Below are 12,995 nucleotides of genomic sequence, written 5' to 3' on the forward strand. Positions count from 1 at the left end.
TTATCAATTTATTGAAGTTTAGATTTAATCAATGTGAAAACCACCGTTGACATCAATATCTTCTCCGGTTATATAACTAGATTCATGTAGAGATAAAAATTTCACAACATTTGCTACGTCTTCCACTTTGCCTTGTCTTCCAACAGGTATCATTTTAATAATTTCTTTTACTGTCTCATCAGGAACGTCTTTAGTTAGCTGAGTATTAGTCCAACTAGGAATCACGCAATTACTTGTAATTCCATAAGCAGCTAATTCTCTGGAAATGGTCTTTGAAAAACCTATTAATGCAGCTTTAGAAGCCGCGTAATGCGCTCCACCAAATAATCCACCTCCCCGTTTCCCAGCTACAGAGCTGATATTAATAATTCTTCCATATTTATTTTCTTTCATGTGGGTTGCTACTTCCTTCGTTAAAAAGAAAACCCCTTTAATATTAACGTTTTGAACTAAATCCCATTCTTCTTCTTCAATTTCTTCAAGTTTAGTAGAGAACGCTACTCCTGCATTATTTACTAGCACGTCTATTTTGTCGAAATCGTTGATTATTTGTTTAACTTTTTTTTTGACTTCCCCCTGTTTTGTTACATCTAATTGTAGTGGAAAAACTTTTGAGTAAGTATATTGCTCTGATATCTCTTTAGCAGTTATTTTAGCCCCATCATAATTTATATCCCCAATAATAACTGTTGCTCCTTCTTTAGCTAATTCCTTTGCAATACCGCCACCAATTCCTTGCTTGGAACCCCCTCCAGTAACTAGAGCCACATAGTTAGAAAGCTGCATACAATCACCTTTTCTTTTAATTTTCGAACAATATTTTCATTCCTTCGCCATTTAAAGCGCTTTCAAAAGCGTCTTCAAAATCAGTAAGTTTATATATGTGTGAAATAGAAGGTTCGATATTTAATTTTTTTTCCAATAGTAATTTCTCCATCTTATCCCATGTGTCCCACATCATTCTTCCATGTATCCCCTTAATAGTTACTTCTTTCAATATAATTTCTCTTGAAAAATTGAGAGGTAGTTCTTCGGAAAATAGACCCACCATAATAACTGTACCGTTTTTTTTCAAATATGGTAGCGCTTCCTTAATGGCATGGATGCTTCCAGTTGTTTCAATAATTACATCTGGTCTGTTCTTTTCCTCACTTAAGAATTTTTCAGTAGATGTGTTAGAAGGATTCCATGCTTTAAAATCCGCGCAAGCAGATGCAATGTTTAACCTTGAGTCACTTAAATCACTTATACTAACCGCCGCAGCACCAAATCCTAAGCTCGCACATCCAGAATAGACTCCTATTGGCCCAGCTCCTAATACAGCTATATTTTTTCCACTCACATTACCCTTTTGAGCAGCGTGAACTCCTACTCCAATAGGTTCGAGCAAAGCCGCCACTTTATCAGGGATACCTTCTGGAACTTTTCTTAAACAAATTTCGGGAACCGAAGTATATTCCGCAAAGCAACCATCTTTGTGTAATCCGAACAATAACAAGTTTTCACATATATGCTGTTTACCATCTCTACACAACTCACACTCTCCACAAGGTATATGAGTTTCCACACTAACTCTATCCCCAACATCGAAATTCGACACATTGTTTCCAATTGAGATGACTTCACCAACACATTCGTGACCACTAATACCTGGAACTTTAATACCTACGTCTTTTGCCCATTGATCCCATTTGTAAACATGTAAATCAGATCCACAAATTGAAGAATACTTAATTTTAATTAGCACATCATCTTCATAAGCATGGGGTTCTTCACTTTCCACTAATGTAAGTCCGTATCCTTCTCTCGTCTTCATTAAGCTTTTCATTCTCTACCTCCTTAACTTAATACACGGCGTGAAATGAAGAAAGATTTCGAGTTTTCTGTCTACATTTTCAGTACCATTGGTTTACTGCTTGATGAGGCAGTTATAATAGATGGAATTTTTATACAAACCTTGGGTACTTACTAACAACTGACGGTGAAGTTACAAACTATAGCTAAATCTTTAAAAACTTCTCGCATAATCCATTAACCACATCCTCATTAATCATATTAACATACAAACAGTTTAATCAATAGTATGATCAGCTGTTTTAACTATAGTATAATGTATTAAATAGAATGTCAACACTTATCTAAATTTTCAATATATTCAACTACACTAGTGTTGCATTAATCTTAATCTCACTATTAAAAACTCTCAAAATTTTCACTATTGATTGGGACCATCCAAAAAAATTATACGGTCAAAGCGATTGGGGCACTCATGATCAAGTGTTGATCGCCCTCATCGTTTTTTGTTACATGTTCTCGTTCATCATATCGAAACGAGCAGTAAACGAAGAGTCTTACAAATCAGTCGTTATTTGGAGCAGAGTTATGGAAAGCCGGCGCACCTATGGTTAAGGGAAATTCAAGGAACGGCCGTCCCGTAACAAATGGTATGTCTTTGTCGCCCTAAGTATAATTGTAAAAAACTCCAAATGGATGGAGCTACCTTTGTTTAGTCATTTATTTTTTGGCTTTCACAAGCCGAAATTAGTACACTGAAAATTTAGATAATATTTATGTAACACTAGTCATTTAACTACAATTTATTTAACTGAATTTGAAAAAACAGTTGCAGTATTAAATGTCACTTAGTAATCCCTTGACAAAAGAACCTCAACCTGAATAAAATAAGTATGATTATCAGATTTTTAAAACTTAATATTATCAATGCCTTATTTTAAAAAAATTCATGTAAAAGAGGTGAGTCTATGGATAAAACTTTTAAGAAAAGAAGAACATATGAAATCATAGCGGAGGATTTAAAACAGCAAATTTTAAGTGGTGAACTTAAATCAGGAAACCTTTTACCTTCAGTACAAGAATTAGGAAGTCATTACCAAGTTAGCCGATCCACAGTTAGAGAGGCTCTTAGCGCATTAAAAATAATGAGATTCATCGAAACTAAACAAGGTGAAGGAAGCAAAGTTAAAAAGATTGATCCAGAAGATATTGGAATTCCCGATTTCCATGATGAGTTAGTTAGTGAAAGAACGCTCATTGAATTAATGGAGGCACGTAAAGCCATAGAATTATCCAATGTTAGATTAGCAGCTAAAGGAAGAACAGAAGAAGATTTAATAAAGCTTCAGGAAATATTAAACAAAATGGAACTTAATTTACTGTCTGATAGTAAAGAGGAAAGCCAAAAATTAGATATGTCTTTTCATTTGGTCATTTCCCAAGCAACTCATAACTCAATAATGACTCGCTTACTACAAACTATTTCTACTCCTCTTGAGACTGCAATGCAGGAAATTAGAAGAGTAAGTTACTCAGATAAAGATTTTTCTAAAGCTATTTTTAAAGAACATCATGACATTTTTCATGCGATACTTAATAAGGATGAGACAAATGCCCAAAAGCAAATGAGTAACCATCTTGATCACTTTGAAGAACAATTATACAAATACGTAAGAACTAAATTTCATTAAGATTAAACTAATCACCAAGAAGTTGAGTATTCTTTATATAAGGCGGTTGCCTTAAAGAAACTCTAAACCATTTTAAAGTTTTATCTCCAATTTAGTTACTTTTAACCGCTCCTTTAAACTCTTTGGTTATGGCATAAGGTTTCTTATTATTTAAGCAATCCTTCTGACAAAATTATATAAAGTTATATACTGCTGCGACTCCTGTATTTACAAATACAGGAGTTATTTTTAGTGTGCCCGTCATGCGCACCAAGGCTACTTATCTTGGAAGAGACTGCTAAACATTTTGTCAAAGTTATTGAATGAATCGTTAACTGTTAGAGACGTGGCAGCTAAAACGAGAGTACCAAAAGAAACCACTAGACGTTACTTAAGAGAGTACGGAGATTTTATGAAGTTGAAACGAGGGGATGAAACATAAACAGATAATTGACTTATTACTAACGGAGGATTCTCTTCAGGTGGAAGGTGAAATACATTAAATCAACACCCTCAAACTCTTATTTGTACAGTTGCTTAGTCTCCCAAAGCAATCCATTTTTTATAGTTATATTGTTGTTATAGCACTCTATAGAAAATGAATGTGATCCGTTATGAAATTTAAATACTATTACAGGCTTTTTACCTAGCTCCATTTTTGCATAATTAATAATTCCCTCAGATAATTCCAAATATTCTATAGGGATGTCAGCTATTAACGTTTTAACTTCGTTGTGATATTTTCATCTTCCAAAGTAAAGATTTTATCAACTTGATTTTCATTTATATCGTCACCAGCTTTTTTATTAAAAGCTATTCCGCGACCCATGACAATGACTTCTTCATCGTCTTTTACTGAAACAATGACATTGTTGTTAAGTGTTTTTAAAATCTTCACTTTGACATCCACAAGAACAAACCACTAATTACAACAGTAATCGATTTTGCCTGATTAAACAGTCACAATCCGTAATGAGTATGCGTTCTCTTTTTAGTTGTAATTCAGCTTCAAATTATATAGTAATTGCATAAATGAATTTTGTAAAGTAGTTACCTTAAGGTAACCACGGTAGAAGATTCATATTAAATACTCGATCTCTCAGTAAAATTTTTTTCTTAGTACTGATAATTAAATATATGTTAGATAGTCTTGCCAAGAAGTTGCGTCTCGTCTAATCAATTATTGCAACAGGGTTATTTTCACTCCAACATAAAGAATATGAATGGCTTAATATTCCTCCAAAAATGAAATTTGAGTATCAAACTCATTATCATCTTTGGATATAGTAAATTACATTAAATTATTGATAATATCAATTTCTTTGCATAATTACGTTCTTTAAATGTCCCATGTATTTAAACGATTTTTCTTCAAAAATTTTTATTACATCATATTTTCCATCACTAGATTAATTATCTGATCTTCACCCAAAAATATGTATACTTGATTTTTCGTTCGTACAGTACTTATTAATGCTTTATCAATAATTCAGGTTTAATGATTCTTTTAGTTTTTATTTGATTTTTTAATTGATCGATCTAAATTACATGTCCGACTATCTAAATAACTCCCGCCATCTTACCCGATAAAACGGTGCCTACCTCCCCAGGTTTTAAACATCGAGGAGCTTGGGCAGCATATACTTTGGCATATCTTATAAATAGTCATAGCAAAACTAGCGGAAAATACACGCAATTTATGAGAAAGTGTTTCAGTCTGAGACCACTTTTCATAATGCTCATCAATAATTTTATTACTGTGCAGCAAATGACTTTGTTTTGTTAGTTGTTCTTCTTAAACATTACCACCCGTTTCGTGGAACTAGACCAGTCACAACAAGAGAAAATAGCCTTTATATCATCCATTTATAAAATTCTATTTAACTTTTACCATCATTCTCTTTATCCTCAATTTTTTGCTATACTTTTAGTGAAAGTGTAGGTCACTACGTTGTTTAAGAGATTATTATTGAAGATGATGCTACTCTATTTAAAGAGATGAAAGACCGGCTTATAGACTGGGAATATGAAGTGTATGGGGGTGTGAATTTAGGGGCAGATGCTTTCATACAAAAGCCTTTTCACTTTGAAGTGCTTGTAGCAAAAATCCAAGCCATTTTGTGTCGTGTCTATAACTACAGTTCAAGCCCTTCCGTTCTGAAAACGTGTATGGATGCAACGATTGACATTGAGACAAACCGTATATCCAATGAAAAAGGAATGATCGAGCTCACTAAAAATGAAATATATATTTTGACGCTGCTTGTTGAACGTAAAAATAAGATTGTCAGCCGAGAAGATTTAATGAACCTGCTGTGGGATGATCAGCGCTTTATTAGTGATAATACGTTAACGATGAATGTAAATAGACTTCGCAAAAAACTAGTTGAAATTGGACTCGGCAGTGGAATCGAAACAAAGGTTAGTCAAGGGTAAATTGCGATTGATCTGTTACCCCTTTTTTTATCATGTCTACCGTTATTGGTAGGCTTATAGGAACAAGGTTTTGTCCAAGAAAGTCATTTACTTCGGTGAGTGGCTTCTTATGTTTAAATAAATATGGGTTGTAATAAGGTTGTAGGTTTCTTTTTAATATAAAATTCACATTCTACTATAAATTTATTCAAACTAAGTTCAATATGATATCAATCTACGAAACATACTTTCACTTGCACATACCATTATGCTAGCACGTGCTTCCGGGAATTTGGATAGAGGACGTCGCACATTGATGATACCAAGTATTTGTGGGTGTTGTTTCGAATCACAACTACCTTCGTCCCATGATCAGCGCGGCTTGCTTTAACATATCGTTCTTCATGGCTAGCTTTTGATTCTCTTTCCGCAACATGATCATCTCTTCCTGTTCAGTCGAACGGTTGTCCTTCTCTTCAAATGAACCGTTATCTCGATGCTGCTGTCCCCACCTGTCAAAGGTAGAAGACGTTAACTTGTATTCTTTGATTATTTCCGCTCTGGACTTTCCGGCATCATGCAACTGAACCATTTGCGCTTTAAACTCTTTTGAGAATATCCGTCTTTCTCTCTTAGTCATGCTTACTCTCCTCAGTTATTATTTGAACCAAGTTTATATGACCTTAACTTTATTGTCCAATTAAGGTAACCAATTCATGGTTCCTCTTAAGTTTCAACGAGAAACAGTTGTAATTAAGAGAACTAAGGTAAACGATAATATACTTGTTGCATTTAAAGTAAACTTATAATATCATAAAGATAACGCATACATAACATGGATTGTGACTGTTAAATCAGGCAAAACCAATTACTTTCTTATAAGTAGTATGGTTTTGTCTTTTTGTGTTCTTTAGATGAAACTGTGAAGTTACTAAAATCTTTTCTTGGAAAGACGAAGATATCAGAAAGTTTTTATTACTCATTTAAAGAATGAGTTAACTGATGAAGAAGTACTTTATTTAACCATTCGTCTTAAACGAGTGGCAAAAAAATAATCGATGATTCTTTTTTAGGATTGTAACTGTTTAAGGCAAAACCTAAATTGGGCTTTCAATATGAAAGCCCAATTTAGGTTTTTTTCTTTGAGAGGAGTGATGCCAATCGAATTAGTAAGTATCTCAGGGTGACAATAGATTAATAGAACCAATGTATAGAGGAGGGGGGAAACATGAATTACAAAGCATTGGAAAAAGAGAGCGTTCGATATGTTCCATAAATACTAATGGGTTTCTAATAGAAAGGAAAAGAAATCTATTAAAAAAGGAGAACAAAATGTTTAAATTGAATAACATTGTACGTTACATGTTAGGTATCACTTTATTGTTTATAATAACTGCTTGTTCAACAATAACAGAGAATAAGAGTAACGATGATACTCCAACAAATTCTGGTGTTGAAGTTAACCCGTCAAAGCCTATTAATGTAGATGGTGGTAAAATCACAGGAATGTTATCTTCTAATTCCGAAGTTGCAATATACAAAGGTATTCCATATGTTGCTCCACCAGTGGAAGATTTAAGGTGGAAAGAGCCACAGCCTGTTATTCCATGGGAAGGGGTTAAGGAAACAGATACATTTGGTCCAAGTTGTATCCAGCCAGAACAAGCTCCATTTATGATGTGGTCCGAGGAATTTATTATTGATACATCAAATGGATACTCTGAAGATTGTTTAACACTAAATGTATGGACTAAAGCTGATTCAAATGTACAAGAACATCCAGTTATTGTGTATATTCACGGTGGAGGAAATACAACAGGAGGTTCATCGGTTGAAGTATATGATGGAGAGGCTATTGCTAAAAGTGATGCTGTATATGTAAGTATTAATTACCGACTTGGGATTCTCGGATTCCTAGCACATCCAGAATTATCAGCTGAATCAAAAAATGGAGTATCCGGAAACTATGCATTACTGGATCAAATCGCTGCTTTAGAATGGGTTAAGAAAAACATTTCTAAATTTGGTGGAGATCCAGATAATGTTACTATCGCAGGACAATCAGCTGGCGCAATGAATGTTAATATGCTAACCATGTCCCCTAAAGCAACGGGTCTTTTCAAGAATGCTGTTGCTATGAGTTATAATGTATTAAATAGTGAGTTTAATACTTTAGCTGAGAAGGAAGCTGAAGCTTCTATATTATTCGATGGTCAAACATTGGAAGAAATGAAGTCTATAGATGTTAACGAATTGCTATCTCTAAATTATAGTGGTAGTTACAATATTGATGGTGAAGTTGTTACAGATAACCCGGCAAATGTACTTAAGGAAGGTAACCAAAATGATGTTACCATGATAACTGGTAACGTAAAAGGCGACATAGGAATAAATGGGATACTTCCCTTATCCAATATATTTGAACTTCCAACTACGATTAGCAAAGAGGATTATGAGAATTTAGTAAAACAGGTATTTGGCAATAAAGCATCAGAAGTTCTTGCTCTGTATCCAGCAACGGGTGACGAAGCGATTAGTCAATTCAATGCGATGAATCAAGATGCGATGATGGCAGCACAACTTACTTTTGCAAAAGTTAGGGCTTTACAAGGCAAAGCTCCAACATATGTTTATTATTTTGATCATGTAATGCCAGGAAATGAATCAGAAAAATATGGCGCATTCCACACTGCAGATGTACCGTATTTCTTAAATTACTTTTCGTCACTTAGAGAGGATTTCTGGACTCAAGTTGATTATGATTTAGGAGAAAAAATATCAAAATATTTGGTCAACTTAACCAAAACAGGAAATCCAAATGGGGAAAACCTGCAAAGTTGGAAGGAGTATAACGGAGATATGTCCTTTATGCATTTCGGAGATCAGGTTACTACGACTAGACTAGGTGAAGAAAAAGAAATATTCTGGGAAAGTTATTATAATAATCTTCTAGGTCTATAAGCATATAAAAACTTCATTTAAAAGGAACCGCTCTGTGCACAATCATATTCCAATTCGAGGATGCTTGATTAATAGAGAAAGTCTATTGGGTTGAGATACTGTCACGAATGCAGGGGCAACTGGCAGAGTTTCTGCCTACTCATAATTCGGGATTTCCAGCACATAGACAATAAATTACTAAAAATAAATAATACAGGTCTTAAGTTTGCAAAAGAATAAAAGCTAATGATTGAGTAAATTAGAGGTATAAAATTACATTCTTTGGTTCCCTGCTTTAGTAGGTCCGCAGATAAGGAAAAGGAGACAATTTAAAATGAAAAAGAGACAGTTTTCAGCATTAGTAGGGGTAACATTATTGTTTGGTGGAGTAGCAGCTGGTTGTTCAAGCGATCAAGAAACTGGGCAAACTAACATTGGCGATGAAGCACCAACCGAAGAATCAATTGAGGTTTCAACTTCGTCAGCGGTTACTGTACTTGGAGAAGATTACACTTTTCCGAACAAGATTGAAGGAATGCCTTCCAAATTATCAGAATTCGAGGATCTAGAAATCGGTTCGTTTGAAACTAGTGATGGGGTGAAATTGTCATATTGGACAGCAGGTACAGGTGATCCGTTAATCCTTCTTCCGGGATGGTCAGGTAATGGCGCTCACCTTCTGAACGTGATGTACCTACTTCGCGATGATTATCGTGTTTATACACTTGATCCTCGTAACCAAGGGTTATCGGAAGATGTCGAATATGGAAATCGCATATCCCGTTATGCTACCGATCTTAAGGAATTCATGGATCATCTCGATGTGAAATCTGCAGATTTCGCTGGCCACTCGATGGGAGCTGCCATGTTGTGGAGTTATATCGACCTTTACGGAACTCAAGGAATTAACAAGGTCGCTTTTGTCGATGAGCCGCCAGTAATTGTTCCTACTCCTGGTATGACAGAACAAGAACGCGAGGAGTTGTCAGTACCTTTCGAATCTTCGGAGCAGTTACAAGATATGATTTCATCTGTAGATTTTTCTGTGATGGACAGTTCGAATACTCCATACTCCGAAAATACGGCAAGTCTATCTAATCAGTTTGCTAACAATGATATGGATTACTTAATCCGTGTAATGTATAATCACGGTACTAATGATTGGCGCGACGTCATCGAAAACAAAATTGATGTACCGACTGCAATCTTTACAGGAGAACTTAGTATATATGTAGAAAATCAGCGCTGGATACATTCTGCTATCCCTAACTCTACTCTTTATGTTTATACAGAGGAAGAACATGGAGATCATAGTTTAATGGAAAAGAATCCGGTAAAATTTACCGAAGATTTGCAGGAGTTCTTGGATCGTTAAGTAAAAGGAACAGTGAAGAAATATAAAATAAGGGAGTGAAACTCCTTTCTTCTATAAAACATAACGTAAATATGGCAGCCACATTCGTGAGCTGCCATATTTACTCTTGGTTCTAGTAAAAAGATTTGTCTGATGTCACACTAGTAAATCTTATAAAAATATCCTCTTTAGTTATTCAAATGCTGAAGCAGTTTTCAGTTCTTCTTGAAAATTAATCACATTTGTACGATATAAATAATTATAAAATCTTTAATTCCAAAACTATGGATTATCAGCTTTGAACTTCCAGAAGGTAAAAGTGATTAATAGTCTACTACTCAATACAAGGGTTACTCCAACCTGGCCATGTTGCTGAAGATCTCCTAAGTTTTAATCTACCTCTTTTCCTTCGAATGATCATATTCCTTCTCGTACTATAATTTCACTAGCATTTAATCAATTATATATTCTCTTAAGTAAATTAATAAACTCTATTCTATTGAACAACCCTAAATGAACAATTCGACAGCCTGGTATTACTGCATTCCTATTTGTTCAGTTGAGGTATACCCAAAATGAACAAAATTACGTCTTTTAGACTGTATGACTACTTATTGCAAAAATCTTTAATTTTCCAATAGAGTTTTGTTTTAACAAATGATATTCTGATGCTGTGATGAAATCTTTTGTAAAGCACGTTACTTCATTTGCTTGAAAGCCTTTGTTAGTAAATAATAATAGAAAGGATCACCGCTAATTTTATCATTAGTTGTTAATTCACATCCCTCTTCCATAGCTTGAGCTAGCCGAGGGAAATGCTTTAAAGTATATTCTCTAAGTTTACGGTCTCCAGATTTTAAAATCTTTCCAGCACGTTGCGGTGATACCCCTAATATTTCACCTAGTACTTTTAAAGTGACTTTTCTTTCATCAAATGATTCATAATATTTCACTTTATAAAGTGAAATATATCTTGGGTCTAACTTGCATGGTTCCAAATGGGATTTCGTTGAGAGCCATTTATCAAAAGCAACAATTTCATTATCTAGTGATCCATGGTCATAATAGATTAGTTCTCTTATGGACTTATCAAGTCTCCTCATTCCCTTAAACAGATATCGTAAAGTCCATCTCGTTTCCCCATCGTTTTTTTCTAACTCTGTTAAATCGCGAGGTAAATCACCATACGTTTTAATTCCCCGAATAAATAACCTTGTTACTAGTTTTTTTCCTACATGAAAGTCGTAAGGATCAATCTTTTTCCTTAGCATATTATCACACATCTTAAGAGTTTCCCCCTCAAAAACAACTTCTTTAACTTCCAATTCCTCAACCATACAATGTGACCTCCATACCTTATTCTAATTGAGGTGAATCATTAGTAATGATTAATCAATCTGTTTTAGCATTTCAGCCATAAATTCATTTTAATCTATTGATTATAAAGGCATAAAAATTCTTTCTACTTGTACATATAAAAATCTTCACCCCTCTATGCAAATAAAATACAATGATATTATCATAATACGGTAATTTTCACTTTTTGAAAATTAAAAGTACTAAATTAAATTGAATACCACAATCTTTTCGCATAATTGAGCTTACTTCTTACTTTCGGTTGGTTGAGTTGAAACCTAATTTTATGGGGATTGGTATAAATATCAACGAACTCATAAAAAAATTCCAAAAGAAAAATTAAACACTTCAAGACGGCACATAAGGATGATTTTTCTATGTCATCTCATCCATAATAAATCAATTAAAAACGGTTCCCCAAAAATGGTGCGATCTTCTAAGAAGGAGTAGCATTTTTTTGTTAATAAAGATAGATGCAAAGACGCCCAAGTCGTGATTTCTTAGCCACCATGTGTAAAATAGGATCGATAGTCAGTGTTGCAAAAAGTTCATCGTAATGTTGAGTTGGTTCTAAATCGTATAAAACATCTATAATTAGTAGGCTCTTTTTTCGTAAAATGGACATAGCAGTCTTCCCTCCAGTCAAATTAGTTGGTTCGCTACTTAACCTAAATTCGACATTTGGGGAGGCACTCCTTTTTTTGTCTCTTAAATCTCTTGGGCGACAAGGGCTCTGAATTATAAAATTGATTCAATTATCCATAATTAAAAATTATCAGGCTACTAAAACATCATTGGTTAGTTGCTTTATACAATTCACTAATTATACAGAAGGCACACTGGTAAATATCCTGTCTTTTACCGGTACATTATTTGTCATTCGGTGGTAAGAACTATGTCATTGATGGTACATTTCGTTGGCTGTAATCAATAGTGGCTCTCTTTCCGCATATACTGGCTCAGTCATCCACAATCAGTGGCTCAAAACTCCGCATAGCTGGCTCAATTCATCCGCAATACTCACTTTTAATTCTACAAATCGACTTTAATAAATGTGACAATTAGAGCACTACACATAAGGTAACAGAACAGTGCCTTAAGGCGATTTAAAAGGAAAGTATCACAGACAAAAGACAACAACAAGTAAGCTTTGATTAGAACGCTCACTTGTTGTTGTCTTGTTTGAAGTTCTTCAACTACTTTCCCATTAATTTTTACAAATTTAAAGGGGTTGTATTACTTCAGTTATTTTGTTTATTATCTATGATAGTAATTATTTCATTAGTTATATTTTGTATTGCTGTAATTTCTTGAACACTTCTATTTAAAAGTAAACTCTTTTGGGCTTCAATTATACCTTGTTTATTTAATAAATTTTCACTAATATTCTTATCAGCGAAATTAAACACTAAACTTGTGTTTATGGCAAACTAAATATGTAGGGGACGGCAGTTAATTTATGATGG

General features: G+C 34.2%; 10 protein-coding genes and 2 pseudogenes. 6 read left to right on the forward strand and 6 right to left on the reverse strand.

What is annotated here, in order from left to right; all coding sequences use genetic code 11:
- Positions 1–24: 24 nt before the first annotated feature.
- Positions 25–786 carry an SDR family NAD(P)-dependent oxidoreductase gene (locus ACHABW_RS20240; RefSeq protein ID WP_435758003.1) on the reverse strand — a complete coding sequence of 254 codons (762 nt, stop codon included), beginning with the start codon at positions 784–786 and terminating at the stop codon, positions 25–27.
- Between the two features lie 16 nt (positions 787–802).
- Positions 803–1,828 (reverse strand): alcohol dehydrogenase catalytic domain-containing protein, encoded by a 1,026-nt coding sequence (locus tag ACHABW_RS20245; protein ID WP_435758005.1) that lies wholly within the window; start codon positions 1,826–1,828, stop codon positions 803–805.
- 407 nt (positions 1,829–2,235) lie between these two features.
- On the opposite strand from ACHABW_RS20245, the pseudogene ACHABW_RS20250 reads away from it, so the two are divergent.
- The 3 genes and pseudogenes from ACHABW_RS20250 to ACHABW_RS20260 form a co-directional block, all read left to right on the forward strand.
- Positions 2,236–2,438, forward strand: a pseudogene (locus tag ACHABW_RS20250) (IS4 family transposase); the annotation flags it as partial.
- Positions 2,439–2,762: 324 nt separating this feature from the next.
- The gene (locus ACHABW_RS20255) at positions 2,763–3,485 is read left to right on the forward strand and encodes a FadR/GntR family transcriptional regulator (protein ID WP_435758007.1); all 723 of its coding nucleotides are present in this window, start codon (positions 2,763–2,765) and stop codon (positions 3,483–3,485) included.
- A gap of 286 nt (positions 3,486–3,771) precedes the next feature.
- Entirely contained in the window at positions 3,772–3,906 is a 135-nt protein-coding gene (locus ACHABW_RS20260) for a hypothetical protein (protein ID WP_435758009.1), read from the forward strand.
- Between the two features lie 273 nt (positions 3,907–4,179).
- On the opposite strand, the gene ACHABW_RS20265 is transcribed toward ACHABW_RS20260, so the two are convergent.
- Entirely contained in the window at positions 4,180–4,362 is a 183-nt protein-coding gene (locus tag ACHABW_RS20265; protein WP_435758011.1) for a CAT RNA binding domain-containing protein, read from the reverse strand.
- Positions 4,363–5,462: 1,100 nt separating this feature from the next.
- Here ACHABW_RS20265 and ACHABW_RS20270 point away from each other — a divergent pair.
- Positions 5,463–5,900: a response regulator transcription factor gene (locus tag ACHABW_RS20270; protein ID WP_435758013.1), complete on the forward strand. Its 438-nt coding sequence runs from the start codon at positions 5,463–5,465 to the stop codon at positions 5,898–5,900.
- A 278-nt stretch (positions 5,901–6,178) separates the two neighbouring features.
- Here the strand turns inward: ACHABW_RS20270 and ACHABW_RS20275 are convergent.
- A pseudogene (locus tag ACHABW_RS20275) lies at positions 6,179–6,519 on the reverse strand (transposase); the annotation flags it as partial.
- Positions 6,520–7,211: 692 nt separating this feature from the next.
- Here ACHABW_RS20275 and ACHABW_RS20280 point away from each other — a divergent pair.
- Together ACHABW_RS20280 and ACHABW_RS20285 are read left to right on the forward strand one after the other, a co-directional pair.
- Positions 7,212–8,840, forward strand: a complete 1,629-nt coding sequence (locus ACHABW_RS20280; RefSeq protein WP_435758015.1) for a carboxylesterase/lipase family protein — start codon at positions 7,212–7,214, stop codon at positions 8,838–8,840.
- Positions 8,841–9,153: 313 nt separating this feature from the next.
- Positions 9,154–10,194, forward strand: a complete 1,041-nt coding sequence (locus ACHABW_RS20285; protein WP_435758017.1) for an alpha/beta fold hydrolase — start codon at positions 9,154–9,156, stop codon at positions 10,192–10,194.
- A gap of 677 nt (positions 10,195–10,871) precedes the next feature.
- Here ACHABW_RS20285 and ACHABW_RS20290 read toward each other — a convergent pair.
- Together ACHABW_RS20290 and ACHABW_RS20295 are read right to left on the reverse strand one after the other, a co-directional pair.
- Positions 10,872–11,510 carry a hypothetical protein gene (locus ACHABW_RS20290; RefSeq protein WP_435758019.1) on the reverse strand — a complete coding sequence of 213 codons (639 nt, stop codon included), beginning with the start codon at positions 11,508–11,510 and terminating at the stop codon, positions 10,872–10,874.
- 479 nt (positions 11,511–11,989) lie between these two features.
- Complete coding sequence (locus tag ACHABW_RS20295; RefSeq protein WP_435758021.1) at positions 11,990–12,154, reverse strand: hypothetical protein; 165 nt, start codon at positions 12,152–12,154, stop codon at positions 11,990–11,992.
- Positions 12,155–12,995: the final 841 nt, after the last annotated feature.

It is taken from the genome of Salipaludibacillus sp. CF4.18 (assembly GCF_051262595.1).
GTDB lineage: Bacteria > Bacillota > Bacilli > Bacillales > Salisediminibacteriaceae > Salipaludibacillus > Salipaludibacillus neizhouensis.